Annotated in this window: 16 protein-coding genes; 12 read left to right on the top strand and 4 right to left on the bottom strand. The window is 54.4% G+C overall.

Going from position 1 to position 14048, the window contains the following annotated elements:
* Positions 1–46 precede the first annotated feature (46 nt).
* Both rpe and HMY34_RS17230 read left to right on the top strand, forming a co-directional pair.
* Positions 47–745 carry a ribulose-phosphate 3-epimerase gene (gene rpe / locus HMY34_RS17235; protein ID WP_202716667.1) on the top strand — a complete coding sequence of 233 codons (699 nt, stop codon included), beginning with the start codon at positions 47–49 and terminating at the stop codon, positions 743–745.
* Between the two features lie 6 nt (positions 746–751).
* Complete coding sequence (locus HMY34_RS17230; RefSeq protein WP_202716666.1) at positions 752–1423, top strand: phosphoglycolate phosphatase; 672 nt, start codon at positions 752–754, stop codon at positions 1421–1423.
* Positions 1424–1483: 60 nt separating this feature from the next.
* On the opposite strand, the gene lysS is transcribed toward HMY34_RS17230, so the two are convergent.
* Both lysS and prfB read right to left on the bottom strand, forming a co-directional pair.
* Complete coding sequence (gene lysS, locus HMY34_RS17225; protein WP_202716665.1) at positions 1484–2989, bottom strand: lysine--tRNA ligase; 1506 nt, start codon at positions 2987–2989, stop codon at positions 1484–1486.
* 13 nt (positions 2990–3002) lie between these two features.
* Positions 3003–4098 (bottom strand): peptide chain release factor 2 gene (gene prfB, locus HMY34_RS17220; RefSeq protein WP_202716664.1). Its coding sequence is split into 2 segments (ribosomal slippage): positions 3003–4025 and positions 4027–4098, totalling 1095 coding nucleotides; the frame shifts between segments, so codons are not numbered across the junction.
* A 67-nt stretch (positions 4099–4165) separates the two neighbouring features.
* On the opposite strand from prfB, the gene HMY34_RS17215 reads away from it, so the two are divergent.
* Positions 4166–4315, top strand: a complete 150-nt coding sequence (locus tag HMY34_RS17215; protein WP_202716663.1) for a hypothetical protein — start codon at positions 4166–4168, stop codon at positions 4313–4315.
* On the opposite strand, the gene HMY34_RS17210 is transcribed toward HMY34_RS17215, so the two are convergent.
* Positions 4276–5397: a Fic family protein gene (locus HMY34_RS17210; protein ID WP_202716662.1), complete on the bottom strand. Its 1122-nt coding sequence runs from the start codon at positions 5395–5397 to the stop codon at positions 4276–4278. The two genes, HMY34_RS17215 and HMY34_RS17210, sit on opposite strands and share 40 nt — an antisense overlap.
* Before the next feature lie 223 nt (positions 5398–5620).
* Between HMY34_RS17210 and HMY34_RS17205 the strand changes: the two genes are divergently transcribed.
* From HMY34_RS17205 to HMY34_RS17185, 5 genes are all read left to right on the top strand, one after another.
* Positions 5621–6199, top strand: a complete 579-nt coding sequence (locus HMY34_RS17205) for a nitric oxide reductase activation protein NorD (protein ID WP_323127448.1) — start codon at positions 5621–5623, stop codon at positions 6197–6199.
* A 79-nt stretch (positions 6200–6278) separates the two neighbouring features.
* Positions 6279–6899 carry a TetR/AcrR family transcriptional regulator gene (locus HMY34_RS17200; protein ID WP_202716660.1) on the top strand — a complete coding sequence of 207 codons (621 nt, stop codon included), beginning with the start codon at positions 6279–6281 and terminating at the stop codon, positions 6897–6899.
* Positions 6896–8068: an efflux RND transporter periplasmic adaptor subunit gene (locus HMY34_RS17195; protein ID WP_202716659.1), complete on the top strand. Its 1173-nt coding sequence runs from the start codon at positions 6896–6898 to the stop codon at positions 8066–8068. Before HMY34_RS17200 ends, HMY34_RS17195 begins: the two co-directional genes overlap by 4 nt.
* Complete coding sequence (locus HMY34_RS17190; protein WP_202716658.1) at positions 8065–9258, top strand: ABC transporter permease; 1194 nt, start codon at positions 8065–8067, stop codon at positions 9256–9258. The genes HMY34_RS17195 and HMY34_RS17190 overlap by 4 nt, the downstream gene beginning before the upstream one ends.
* A gap of 2 nt (positions 9259–9260) precedes the next feature.
* Positions 9261–9965, top strand: a complete 705-nt coding sequence (locus tag HMY34_RS17185) for an ABC transporter ATP-binding protein (RefSeq protein ID WP_202716657.1) — start codon at positions 9261–9263, stop codon at positions 9963–9965.
* On the opposite strand, the gene HMY34_RS17180 is transcribed toward HMY34_RS17185, so the two are convergent.
* Positions 9962–10807, bottom strand: coding sequence for a LysR family transcriptional regulator (locus HMY34_RS17180; protein ID WP_202716656.1), 846 nt, complete (start codon positions 10805–10807; stop codon positions 9962–9964). The genes HMY34_RS17185 and HMY34_RS17180 overlap by 4 nt on opposite strands.
* A gap of 118 nt (positions 10808–10925) precedes the next feature.
* Between HMY34_RS17180 and HMY34_RS17175 the strand changes: the two genes are divergently transcribed.
* The 4 genes from HMY34_RS17175 to HMY34_RS17160 all read left to right on the top strand — a co-directional run bounded on the left by HMY34_RS17175 (position 10926) and on the right by HMY34_RS17160 (position 14012).
* Positions 10926–11258 carry a TusE/DsrC/DsvC family sulfur relay protein gene (locus HMY34_RS17175; RefSeq protein ID WP_202716655.1) on the top strand — a complete coding sequence of 111 codons (333 nt, stop codon included), beginning with the start codon at positions 10926–10928 and terminating at the stop codon, positions 11256–11258.
* A 3-nt stretch (positions 11259–11261) separates the two neighbouring features.
* Positions 11262–12311: a tellurite resistance/C4-dicarboxylate transporter family protein gene (locus HMY34_RS17170; protein ID WP_202716654.1), complete on the top strand. Its 1050-nt coding sequence runs from the start codon at positions 11262–11264 to the stop codon at positions 12309–12311.
* Positions 12308–12676 carry a group I truncated hemoglobin gene (locus HMY34_RS17165; protein WP_202716653.1) on the top strand — a complete coding sequence of 123 codons (369 nt, stop codon included), beginning with the start codon at positions 12308–12310 and terminating at the stop codon, positions 12674–12676. The genes HMY34_RS17170 and HMY34_RS17165 overlap by 4 nt, the downstream gene beginning before the upstream one ends.
* A 124-nt stretch (positions 12677–12800) precedes the next feature.
* The gene (locus HMY34_RS17160; protein WP_202716652.1) at positions 12801–14012 is read left to right on the top strand and encodes an NnrS family protein; all 1212 of its coding nucleotides are present in this window, start codon (positions 12801–12803) and stop codon (positions 14010–14012) included.
* The last annotated feature ends 36 nt before the right edge of the window (positions 14013–14048 follow it).

Below are 14048 nucleotides of genomic sequence, written 5' to 3'. Positions count from 1 at the left end.
GCAGCACTTTTGCCTTTTTGATCGCCACGTTTTGAGGAGAATAGTTATGGCACGTCAAGCCGATTTCATTGCACCATCCATCCTGTCTGCTGACTTTGCCCGTCTGGGTGAAGAAGTGGTAAACGTCTTAGCCTCCGGTGCGGACATTGTGCATTTCGACGTAATGGATAACCATTATGTTCCTAACCTGACCATTGGCCCTTTGGTTTGCGAAGCCCTACGCAAGCACGGCGTAACTGCACCGATTGATGTGCATTTGATGGTTAAACCGGTTGACCGCATTATCCCTGACTTCGCCAAAGCGGGCGCGTCTTACATCACTTTCCACCCGGAAGCGTCTGAACACGTTGACCGTACCCTGCAACTGATCCGTAACGAAGGCTGCAAGGCTGGCTTGGTATTCAACCCGGCTACACCGCTGAATATCTTGGAATATTTGATGGACAAAGTGGACATGATCCTGCTGATGTCGGTCAACCCCGGCTTTGGTGGGCAAAGCTTCATCCCGTCAACGCTGACCAAATTGCGCCAAGTCCGCAAGATGATTGACGATTCCGGTCTCGATATTCGTTTGGAAGTCGATGGCGGCGTTAAACCGGGCAATATTCGCGAAATCAAGGAAGCCGGTGCGGATGCATTCGTGGCAGGTTCTGCGATTTTCAACGTGGCTAACAAAGCTGACCCGAACCATTACAACACTGTTCTGGCTGAATTCCGTAAGGAATTGGCAGCAGCAAAGGTTTAAATCCCCATGTTCAAACCGAAAATGGTATTGATCGACGTGGACGGGACGCTGGTTGACAGCGTTCCCGATCTGACGTTTTGTGTCGATGAAATGATGCAGCAGTTAGGTATGCCAGCACGCGGCGAAGCGATGGTGCGCCAATGGGTCGGAAACGGGGTGCAACGTTTGGTAGAACGCGCCTTGACCAACGATTTGGAGGGCTACCCTGACGCAGAATTGTTTGCGCGTGCCATGCCGATTTTCATGGAACTGTACGCGGAGAACACCTCGAAACGCAGCCGTTTGTACGATGGCGTGTTAGAAGGCTTGAATTTTCTGCAAAGCTGTCCCGGTTTGAAAATTGGTTGCGTGACCAACAAAGCCGAGCAGTTTACCCTGCCCTTGCTGACCGATTTGGGTATTGTTGACCGCTTTGAAATCATTATCAGCGGTGATTCTTTGCCGGAAAAGAAACCGCATCCCCTACCCTTGTTACACGCCGCCGAAAAGCTGGGTGTAAAACCGGAAGATTCGGTAATGATTGGCGATTCCAAATCTGATGTGAAAGCAGCGCGAGCGGCGGGCTTCCAAATCATTTGCATGACCTATGGCTACAATCACGGCGAAGACATTCGTAACTATTCGCCGGATGCAGTCATTGATTCCATGACCGAACTCGCCAACTTGATTAGCGCCTAAACACTGAAATCCACCTCTCAATTCCTCCCCTGATAAGGGGAGGTCAGGAAGGGTTTCTTCCTATTCCGGCCTCATGTGCGGAAAAAGTATCACGTCTCTTATCGAAGGCGCATCGGTAAACAACATCACCAAGCGATCAATCCCAATCCCCTCACCCGCTGTTGGCGGCATCCCGTATTCCAACGCACGAATGTAATCTGCATCAAAATGCATCGCTTCATCGTCGCCCGCGTCTTTATCCGCGACTTGCTGCATGAAACGTTCTGCCTGATCTTCCGCGTCATTCAACTCGGAAAAGCCATTGCCAATCTCACGCCCGCCAACAAAAAACTCGAAGCGGTCAGTGATGAACGGATTAGCATCATTGCGCCGCGCCAATGGCGACACTTCCGCTGGATATTCGGTAATAAACGTTGGTTGCAGCAAACGGTGTTCGACAGTTTTCTCGAAAATCTCGATTTGCACTTTGCCCAAACCGTAACCATCTTTGAGCGGAATGCCAAGTTTACGCGCCACTTCCCGTGCACCTTCCAGCGTATCAAGCTGTTCGGCAGACAGTTCCGGGTTGAAGTGCAGAATGGAACTGCGCACACTCATCCGCGCAAACGGTTTGTCGAAATCGAAGGTTTCGCCCTGATACGTAATTTCATGGCTACCGACCACATCGGTGGCGATACCGCGCATCAGGCTTTCGGTCAAATCCATCAAATCGTGGTAAGTCGCATACGCCTGATAGAATTCGATCATGGTGAATTCAGGGTTGTGGCGCGTGGAAAGCCCCTCGTTGCGAAAGTTGCGGTTGATTTCAAACACCCGTTCAAACCCACCCACGACGAGACGCTTCAGGAACAACTCCGGCGCAATCCGCAAATACATCGGCAAATCCAGCGCGTTATGGTGCGTGATAAACGGACGTGCCACCGCACCACCCGGAATCACTTGCAACATCGGCGTTTCCACTTCCAGAAAATCGCGCTGCATGAAAAAGTTGCGGATATAACTGACGATTTTGGAACGCATCACAAACGCTTCACGGCTTTCCTGATTCATGATCAGGTCAATATAACGCTGACGGTAACGCTGTTCGTGATCGGTCAAGCCGTGGAATTTTTCCGGCAGCGGACGCAGCGATTTGGTCAGCAAGCGGATTTCATGCACCTTCACCGACAATTCGCCCGTTTTGGTTTTGAACAACATCCCGGAAGCCCAGATAATGTCGCCCAAATCCCAATGGCAATAATCGTCAAAAATCTCATCACCCAGCACGTTTTTCTGCGCGTATAGCTGAATACGCCCGGACGCATCCGAAATCGTCGCAAAACTCGCCTTGCCCATGATGCGCTGGAGCATCATGCGCCCCGCCACGGTCACGGGAATGGCGTGCTCTTCAAACCATTCCTTATCATTTGCGCCGTATTCCTGCTGCAAATCCGCCGCTTTGTGCTCACGCACCACGTCATTGGGAAACGCCTTGCCCTGTTCGCGCAATTTTGCCAGCTTGTCGCGGCGTTGCGTGATCAGTTTATTCTCATCATGCTGGTCGTGATGGTTGTCGTGTTCGCTCATAACAGTCTCGCTTTTACAGCCCGCTTTTTAAGCTGGCTTCAATAAATTTGTCCAGATCGCCGTCCAATACGGCTTGCGTATTGGCTGTTTCCACACCCGTGCGCAAATCCTTGATGCGCGACTGGTCGAGAACATACGACCGAATCTGACTGCCCCAACCAATGTCGGATTTGCTGTCTTCCAACGCCTGCTTTTCGACGTTGCGCTTTTGCATTTCCAACTCGTAGAGTTTGGCACGCAATTGCTTCATCGCGTTGTCTTTGTTCTGGTGCTGGGAACGCCCGCTCTGGCATTGCACCACCGTATTGGTGGGCGTATGGGTAATCCGTACCGCCGATTCGGTTTTGTTGATGTGCTGACCGCCCGCACCGGAAGCGCGGTATACGTCGATACGCAAGTCGGCAGGATTGATGTCGATTTCGATATTGTCATCGACTTCCGGAGACACGAATACGCCGCTGAAGGAGGTGTGGCGACGGTTGCCAGAGTCAAACGGCGATTTGCGCACCAAGCGATGCACACCTGTTTCGGTGCGCAACCAGCCAAAGGCGTAAGGGCCTTCAAAGCTGATACTCGCGCCTTTAATGCCCGCCACGTCGCCGGGGCTGGCTTCGAGCAATTCCACTTTGAAACCTTTGGCTTCACCCCAACGCAAGTACATGCGCAACAGAATTTCTGCCCAGTCTTGCGCTTCCGTGCCACCCGAACCGGCTTGGATGTCGAGGAAGGCGTTGTTGCGATCCATCGGGCCGGAGAACATGCGTTCAAATTCGAGCTGGGCAACGTGTTTGTCGATGCCATCGACATCAGCAATCACGGCATTGGCGCTGTCTTCGTCGTCTTCCATTTCGGCGAGTTCGAGCAGCTCTTTGGCGTCAGCAAGGCCGGAACTGATTTTATCAATGCCGCCGACAATGCCTTCGAGAATGGCGCGTTCTTTGCCAAGATCTTGCGCCCGCTGCGGGTTATCCCAGACTTTGGGGTCTTCGAGTTCGCGGGTAACTTCTTCTAAACGTTCGTGTTTGACTTCGTAGTCAAAGATACCCCCGCAGAGCGTCCACGCGCCCTTGGAGATCTTTGATTTTGGTGTAGGTGGGGTTGAGTTCCATGATATTTCGCTAATACGAGAGAAAGCGAAGGATGATAGCAACCCCGGTTACAGATTCCTAGGGCGACGTGTGGCTGTTCCACATTTGGCACAAAGGCTTTATCCGCAGCCGCCCCGTGGATGGCATTCTCGGTCGCCGCAGTATACCGCCATTCAATTTCACCGATGCGGAAATCCGCTACACCTGCTGCAACTCCGCCGCCGTCACCAGCCGATAACTGGTACTCCGCCCCTTCGCCGGATTCTGCACCAACACGCCCCACGCCAGCAACGCTGCAATATCGCGCAACGCCGTATCATTCGAGCATTTCGCCAAGGTCGCGTATTTTGAGGTATTCAAATACCCCTCGAAATCACCCAACATCCGGTTCAACACCACCCGCTGCCGCGCATTCACGGCATAAGGGTGCAAGCACTCCCACACCTTAGCTTTGTGCAACACCGCGCCCAACGTCTCCCCAGCACTCACAATTGCCCGCTCCAGACAGCCCAAAAACCAGCCAAGCCACGGCGTAATATCCAGCGAACCGCGTTGCTGGCGTTCCAATTGCTCATAGTAGTGTTTGCGTTCGGCTTCAATTTGCGCCGACATGCTGTAAAACCGTTGCGGCGTTTGATCCGCTCGTGCCAACGCCATATCTGCAATCGCTCTGGCAATGCGCCCGTTACCATCCTCAAACGGGTGCAAGGTGATAAACCAGAAATGCGCCACGCCCGCTTTCAGCACCGGGTCAAGCCCGCCATCAGCCGCGAACCAATCCAAAAACGCCGCCATTTCCTCTGGCAAGCGGGTCGCTTCTGGTGCTTCAAAATGCACCCGTGTACGCCCGTAACCACCGGATATAACCTGCATCGCCCCCGCCGAAGGCGGTCGCCACATGCCCACCATAATCGGGGTCATGCCACTGAAACCGCTCGGAAACAAAGCTGTGTGCCATGCGCATAAACGTTCTTCGGTCAACGCTTGTGGATAAGCCTGCGTCGCATCCAGCATCACTTCGACAATGCCCTCCACATGGCGGCTGGCAGGCAAACGCCCACCCTGATCCATGCCCAGTTTGCGGGCAATCGACGAACGGACTTCCTCGCGGTTCAGTCGCTCACCTTCAATCGCGGACGATTTCACCACGTCATTGGTCAACGCATTCAAGCTGGCTTCCATCTGGAACGAAAACCCCAACGCCTCCATACGCCCCAGCAACCGCCCTTGTTGATGGCGCACCGATGCCAACGGGGTGCTTAAGGCTTTGTCATCCCAGTAAAAACGAGGCCAGTCAGATTGTTCATGTATCCATTTCATCGTAATCACCGCAGCTATTGCGGTGTTTATAGAACCTAATCGCCGCAAATGCAAGCCTAATCACCGTATGATTTGCGGCGATTAACCCGGTTATTCACCGCAACAGCCCTTGACCTGAATCAATGTCCCCCACACCACCATGCCCTAACCTTGCCCCATGCTTGACTTCAAAGGGTATGACAATGGCTAAGTCGATATACCGATCCGCGAACAAGGGCGTGATTTGTCGTGTCTGTTGCTGGCGGATTTTTCGATGTCCACCGACAGTTGGGTCAGCAATACCTCGCGGGTGGTGGACGTGGTACGTGACGCGCTGATCCTGTTTGCCGAAAGCCTGAGTGCCACCCGCGACCGTTTCGCCCTGTACGGCTTTAACTCGCTCAATCGCCAGAACGTGCGCCTTTACCACCTGAAAAAGTTCACCGAACACTACGACGGGCAAGTACGCGGGCGCATTATGGCTACCCAACCCGGCTATTACACCCGCATGGGTGCTGCAATCCGCCACGCTACGCAATTGCTGGAAGCTGAGCCATCGCAACAAAAACTGCTATTGCTGCTGACTGATGGCAAGCCCAATGACCTCGACATTTACGAAGGGCGTTACGGGCTGGAAGACACGCGCATGGCATTACAGGAAGCGCGGCGCAAAGGCTTGAAACCGTTTTGCGTCACCATTGACGACAAGGCGGAAGATTATTTGCCGCGTTTGTTTGGGCAAAACGGCTGGGTGCTGGTAAAGAAAGCGGAAGAGTTGCCACAGAAATTGCCGCAGTTATATGCGCTGCTGACCGGGCGGTAAACGCAGGGGTTGCATTCCGCCCGTGTCCGTCGCATTATGTTAGTAAGTACTCGCTAACATAAACACTGGAATACCTGCCATGAATGCTGCCACCGTTTCCCTACGCCAACCCGCTGAAGCCCGCCAAGCCGAAATGGTGCAAGCCGTGCTAAGTCTGGCAGCCCAGCAAGAACCTGCCAGCATTACCACCACCGACATTGCCAAAGCGGTCGGCTTGAGCCAAGGCGCAGTCTTCCGCCACTTTCCCAATAAACAGGCGATCTGGTTGAATGTGGCGCAATGGCTGGAAGCCACCTTACTTCCATTGGTGCAAACGGCGGCGCAGTCATCCCCCGACCCGCTGACCAGCCTCGGTAACATTTTTTGCTCCCATCTGCAATTTGTGCAGGAAAACCCCGGTGTGCCACGCTTCATTTTCCACGAATTGCAACAACCTGCCGCTTCCCCCGTCAAGCAGCAAGTCGCGGCGATGTTGCAAACCTACAGCGGCATTCTGATCCGCGTACTCCAGCAAGCCAAAACCGCTGGGCAAGTTTCGCCAAATCTGGATGAACGCAGTGCTGCCACCTTATTCATCGGCTCGATTCAGGGCTTGGTGATGCAAGCCATGTTGCTGGGTTCAAGCACCAGCATTCAGCCCATGATAGCGGGGGTATGGGCATTGTATTTAAGTGCTATCCGTCAGGAGGTTGCGTCATGACATCGCCGTTATTGAAAAAAATCCTGTTACCGCTGATTGGTGTGGTGGTGCTGGGAGGTTTTGGCTGGGTCGTGACCCAACAAGGGCCAATGGCAGCCACCCGCATCACGGTGGTGACGGTCACAAACCAAGCCATCAGTGCCAGCGTGTTTGGCATTGGCACGGTGGAAGCGCGTTACAATTACCGCATCGGCCCCACGGCTGCGGGGCGCGTCCAGCAAGTGTTGGTCGATGTCGGTGACAGCGTACAAGCGGGGCAAACCTTGGCAATCATGGATGCGGTTGACCTCGATTCCCGCATTCAAGCCGCTGGTTTAGCCGCCGAACGCGCCACTGCCAGCATCGCCAGTGCCAACGCGCAAACCAAGGAAGCGAACGCCCGCTTCACCCTTGCCCAGCACGAAGCCCAGCGGCAGCAAAGCCTTGCCGCCAAATCCCTCGTCAGTCAAAGCAGCAGCGATGCCCGTCAGCAAGATTTAGCCGTTGCCAACGCCGCTGTGGAAGCCAGCCATGCCGCCGCCGCTGTCGCCAAAAAAGAACAGCAACGCCTGCAAGCCGAACAGCAAGCCTTGCGCCAACAACAAGCCAACCTCACCCTGACCGCGTCCGTTGCAGGCATGATCACCAGCCGCGATGCCGAACCGGGAACAACGCTGGTTGCGGGTCAGGCGGTTCTCACCCTTGCCGACCCGCAAAGCTATTGGGTCAAAGCCCGCATCGACCAAAGCCTTGCCTTGGGTTTACAAGCGGGTCAAACGGCAAGTATCACCCTGCGTTCTGCCCCGCAACAAGCCTTACCCGGCAAGCTGGTACGCATCGAACCGTTAAGCGATAGCGTCACCGAAGAACGTATCGTCGGCATCGCGTTCACCCCCGTACCCGCTGCGTTGTCCTCCGGCGAACTGGCGGAAGTCACCCTGCAAACCGGACAAAAAGATTCCGCGCTGGTGATTCCCAACGCCGCCATTCAGCAACAAACGGGGCAATCCGGCGTATGGAAACTCACCCCTGACAACAGCCTGCAATTCACCCCGGTGCAAACCGGCATCCATTCGCTCGACGGTCAAATAGAAATCCTCAGCGGCTTGCAGGCGGATGACACCATCGTGGTCTATACCAGCAGCGCCCTCAGTGCTGATAGCAAAATCAAAGTGGTAGAGAAACTATGATCAGCCTTGCCGCCCGTGACATTGCGCATTCGTGGTCAAAATACGTCCTCACTGGCATTGGCTTGGGTTTGCTGATCGGAGTCACGCTGTCGATGGCGGGGATTTTTCGCGGCATGGTGGACGACGCGCAGGTGCTATTGCGCAACAGTCAGGCGGATGTGTGGGTGGTGCAAAAAGACACCCAAGGGCCTTACGCCGAATCGTCCAGCCTGCCCGACGATGTGTACCGCAGCATTCTGGGAATGCCGGGGGTGCAACAAGCCGCCAATGTCACCTATTTCACCATGCAGGTGCAGCATCAGGGCAAGGATACCCGCGTGATGGTAGTCGGTTTCGAGTCGGGGCAACCGGGTGCGCCGCCGTCGCTGATTGCCGGTCGGCACGTTACCCGTTCGCACTACGAAGCCGTGGCGGACGTGAAAGCCGGTTTCAAGCTGGGCGAAAAAATCCGCATTCGCCGCAACGAGTACACCATTGTCGGCTTGAGCCAGCGCACCGTGTCATCCGGCGGCGACCCGATGGTGTTTATCCCACTGGCGGATGCGCAGGTAGCACAGTTCCAGAAAGACAACGATGCGATTGTGAGCGGGCGTGAACGTACCGCCGCCAACCCCGCTTTCAACCGCCCCAACGTGCCGGGTTTGCTGGAAGCGGTGCAGATGAGCCAAACCACCAGCCACAACGTCAATGCCGTGCTGGTGCAAGTGCGGGCGGGGTGGGATGCGGCGCAATTGGCGGCAGACATCCAACGCTGGAAACACTTGCAAGCCTACACCTACGCCGACATGGAAGAAATTTCGGTGAAAAAACTGATTGCCACGTCCGCCAAGCAAATCGGCTTGTTTCTCGTCATCCTCACCATTGTCAGCACCGCGATTGTGTCGTTCATCATCTACACCATGACGCTGGGCAAAATCCGCGAAATTGCGGTGTTGAAGCTGATCGGTACGCGCAACAGCACGATTTCATGGATGATTTTGCAGGAATCCCTCGGCTTGGGGCTGGTGGGTTTCATTATCGGCAAAACGGTGGCGACCTTATGGGCACCGGTTTTCCCCAAATACGTCTTGCTGTTACCGCTGGATGCTGTGCTAGGGCTGCTGGTGATCGTGGTGGTGTGTACGCTGGCGAGCGTCATGGCGATTCGCGCCGCGTTGAAAGTTGATCCCGCTGAAGCCATAGGAGGCTGAACATGGCAGATAACACCACTCCAGCCATTGAACTGCGCGGCTTATGCAAACGCTACGGCAGTGGCGACACCGCAGTCGATGCACTCAAGGGCGTGGATATGCGCATTGCCCCCGGCGAAGTCGTCGGGCTGGTCGGCCCCAGCGGTTCGGGCAAAAGCACCTTGCTGAAATGTCTGGGCGCGGTCATTGACCCGACCGCAGGGCAGATGTTTTTGGGCGGCGAAGCCATTTTCGATGGGGTATGGAAGGTGAAAGATTTACGCACCTTGCGCCGCGACCGGATTGGTTTTGTGTTCCAAGCACCGTACCTGATCCCGTTTCTGGACGTGACCGACAATGTGGCACTGTTGCCGATGCTGGCGGGCAAATCCAACAAGGAAGCCCGCCGTCGTGCCTTGGAATTACTCGAAGCCCTCGACGTAGCCCATCGCGCCAAATCCAATCCGGCACTGCTCTCCGGTGGTGAACAACAGCGCGTGTCGATTGCGCGGGCATTGGCAAATAATCCGCCGGTGATTCTTGCCGACGAACCCACCGCGCCGCTGGATGGCGAACGGGCATTGGCGGTGGTGAAAATCCTCAACGACATGGCGCAACAGCATCAAACCGCGATTATTGTGGTCACGCATGATGAGAAGATTATTCCGACCTTTAAGCGGCTGTATCATATTCGCGATGGCAAGACGTATGAGGAAAGTGTGGGTTAACGCTGCTGCTTCGCCACCTCCCGCAAACCCTGCACCGCCTGTTCCAACACCATGCTCTCCGCTTTTTGCGGGTAAACCATGTACGCCGGATGGTCGTATTCCGGTGCACCCAACACCGGAAACAATTGCCGCGTTGTCAACAACGGCTGTGCCAAACGCACCGGCAAGAAACAGCAGCCGCCATTCGCCAGCACCAGTTGGATTGCCAGCCAGCCGATATTCGCCACCAACGCAGGGGTTTCCATTTGCGGGAAACTTTGGCGGTGCTGCGCATGAAAACTTGCACCCCAATCAACGTGGACATAACCCGACCCCGGTTCGTGAACATCGGGGCGACTGCTGACCAGAATCAGACGTTCGTCAAACAAATGTTCAACGATTAACCCCGGCTGATGACTGGGCGTGTACATCAAACCCAGATCGAGCGTGCCTTCAATCAAGCGGCGCATTAGGTCATCTTCAAAGCCGATTTCCGTGCGCATCGCCACATCGGGATTGGTGCGGCGCATCCACCCGACCCATTGCGGCAAAAAACCTTCCCACAACGCAATGCGCCCACCGACACGCAGCGTGGCGCGGTAACGGCTGGATGAACCCACGTCGTGAATCGCCTGTTCTGCGGTGAATACCAGCCGTTTGGCGTATTCCAGAAAGCGTCGCCCTGCGGGTGTCAGGCTCGCGCCGGAGCGATTGCGCACGAACAGCCGCGCATTCAAGGTTTCCTCCAGCCGTTGAATCCGCGCACTCACGGTGGATTGCGTGAGGTGTAGCTGGCTGGCAGCGGCAATAAAACTGCCGTGGGCAGCAATCGCGAGGAACGTACGGGCTTGTTCGGTATCCATGCGGTACTCTTTATATCGACGATTCCGATATTAGACAGCAAAAAATATCGTTATGTAAGGGTTAAGGCTTATCGTTATACTTGAATTTGAATGGTTTAGTAGGAAAAGGAGATGCATCATGCTCACAGAAATAAACGCTGAACGCGATGCCGAAGGCTATCTCGTCAACCCCGAAGACTGGAATCCAGACCTTGCCCACGCCTTAGCCGCCGAAGAAAACATCGAATTGACCGATGCGTATTGGGTGGTATTGAACTTCGTGCGCGATTCGTGGGGCGAGAACCAAATCACGCCCGATATTCGCCACGTCACCGATTTCATGGCAAAACAGCAAGGCATCGACAAAAAAGCTGCCAAGCAGCAATTGTTCCAGTTATTCCCGTATGGCTATGTGAAACAGACCTGCAAGATTGCGGGGATGCAACGTCCGCGTGGGTGGAGTACGGGTTAAGCCGTGACACAAACCGCACCAAACGATAATGCCCTGCGCTGGCTGGAAGGCTTGCCGCCGGGCTATTTTGCGGTGGCAATGGCGAGCGGTATTTTGAGCATTGCCTTCGATATGATCGGGCAGAATGTTCTGGCTAAGGGGTTATTTGCCGCCGCTTTGCTGGCATGGGTGGTGATGCTGGGCTTGAGTGCGTGGCGTTTGTGGCGTTTCCCGCAAGCGGTGAAAATCGACTTGTTGAATATCCGACGGGTATTTGCGTTTTTTACGTTGGTGGTATCGACCAATGTGGTGGGGATTTTGCTGCATCAACACGGCTATCCGCAATGGGCGTTGGTGTGTTGGGCAATCGCGTTTGTGGTGTGGTCGTTGCTGTTGTACCTGAGCTTTAGCGTGCTGACGTTTTTGACGCATCCGCATACCGTGAATGTGGTGCATGGCGATTGGCTGACCTCGATTATTGCCACGCAATCGCTGGTATTGCTGGGGGTGATGGTTGCGCCGGATTTGGGCATTTACACCGATTACATGCTGGTGGAAGTGCATTTGCTGTGGCTGCTGGGGCTGGTGTTATACGGAATTTTTGTCACCTTATTTTGCTACCGGATCTTCTTCCAACGATTTCAGCCGGAAGACACTTCGCCGTTGTTGTGGGTCATTATGGGTGCAGCGGCGGCAGGGGTGAATGCCGGAACGGTATTGCTGCAAACCTCAACGACCCTGAGCTTTTTACAAGCCTTGCACCCGTTTATTGACGGCGTGGCGATGCTATTGTGGTCGTGGGCAACGTGGTGGATTCCGATGCTGGTGATCTTTGGGCTGTGGAAGCACGGGGTGAAACGTTACCCGCTACGCTACGAGCCTGCGATGTGGAGCATGGTGTTTCCGCTGGGGATGTACGCGGTTGCCAGTTTCCGGCTGGGTTTGGCGGCAGAATTTCCGCCGTTGCAGTGGATTTCATTGCTGATCGTGTGGATAGCGTTTGCCGTGTGGTGTTTTGTATTGCTGGGGTTAGTTTTATTCATGTTTTTTAGTCACAAGGAAAGCTCACAATGAGAGATGTTTTTAAGCGTATTGGTGGTAAAGCCGCAGTGGATGCAGCGGTTGATCGTTTTTACGAATACATGCTGACAGATGATCGCGTCAAACACTTTTTCGCAAATATCAATATGGAAAAGCAACGCCAACACCAAAAGGATTTCATTTCCTTTGCGTTGGGCGCGGAGGGCGGTTATGCGGGTAAGGACATGCGTTCCGCTCACCAGCACATGGTCGATCACATGGGGCTTTCTGATGTGCATTTCGATGCCACCGTGGAAAATCTGGTCAAAGCCTTGCGTGATTTGAATGTGCCGGAAGACATTATCGCAGATGCAGGGGCAATCGTGGAAAGCACTCGTACTGACGTATTGTGTCGGTAAGCTAAAGCGTGTGCGGGTGGTGCAATGCCATTCGCATCCAAAATGCCACTTGATGTAGATCAACGCCCGCCCCACGCGATTACCCTAGTGTTTACATCAACTTTATTAGTGAGAAAACTTCGCCATGATAAAACTGGAGATTACCCCGCCCGCTTCACAGCGTCATGCGTTTACCCACCTCGGTTTCCGCCCGTTCTTTCTGGCGGCGGGTTTGTATGCGGTTGTGGGCATGTTGTTATGGACTGCCCTTTACAGCTTTAACTGGCAAGGCTTGCACAGCGCTTACCCGTCGGTAACTTGGCACGCGCATGAAATGGTATTTGGGTATGCGGCGGCGGTTGCGGCGGGATTTTTGTTGACGGCTATCAAAAACTGGACGGGGCAACAAACCTTGAGTGGTACGCCATTGCTGCTATTGGTGGGATTGTGGTTGGCGGCGCGGGTATTGCCATTTACCGGATTGCCGCTGTTTTGGACGGCAGTGTTGGATGTATTGTGGCTCAGCGGCTTACTGATCGCGGCAGCACTGCCCATTATCCGAGCGAAACAATGGAATCAAGCCGCGATTGTGGGCAAGGTTGGGTTGCTGTTGCTGGCGAATGCGTTGTTTTATCTGGGTTTGCTGGGTATTTGGGCGCAAGGAATGCAACTGGGTTTGTATGCGGGTTTTTACGTCATTGTAGCGTTGATTTTGACAATGGGGCGGCGGGTAATCCCGTTTTTCATCGAACGTGGCGTGAGTTGCCCGTTTACTGCGCAGAACCATTCGTGGATTGATCGCGCCAGCCTGATTTTGTTTTTGCTGTTTATGCTGGCGGATTTGCTGGCAATGGCAAGCGGTCATCGCGGCGCAGCGTGGGCGGCAGCACTTTTGGCATTGGTGCAAGTGCCGTTACATATTTTGCGTTTGTGGGGCTGGTATCACCCCAATATCTGGCAAAAACCGTTGTTGTGGGTGCTGTATCTGGCGTATGGCTGGTTGATTGCGGGTTTTGCGCTGAAATTTCTGAGCGTGGCGGCGGGAATTTCACCGTTTTTGGCAGTTCATGCGTTTGCGTATGGCGGAATTGCGACCCTGACGGTGGGGATGATGGCGCGTGTGACCCTGGGGCATACCGGGCGTAATGTGGCTGAGCCGCCGTCGTTGGTCAGCCTGATTTTCGGCTTATTGCTAATCGGTACGCTGGTGCGGGTGGTCGCTGCGGGGCTGTTGCCGCAGTTTTATCCCGTTTGGATATTGAGTGCGCAATTTATCTGGATTGCAGCATTTGCGCTGTTTGTGTGGCTGTATGCGCCAATGTTGATCAAACCGCGTGTGGATGGTCGTTATGGCTGAAGAAAGCGGCTGATGCAAAATCAATAAAGTTATAGT

It is taken from the genome of Thiothrix subterranea, from assembly GCF_016772315.1.
In the GTDB taxonomy this organism is placed as follows: Bacteria; Pseudomonadota; Gammaproteobacteria; order Thiotrichales; family Thiotrichaceae; genus Thiothrix; species Thiothrix subterranea.
Note: the sequence above shows the minus strand (reverse complement) of the source record. Positions and strands in the feature narration are given on the sequence as shown.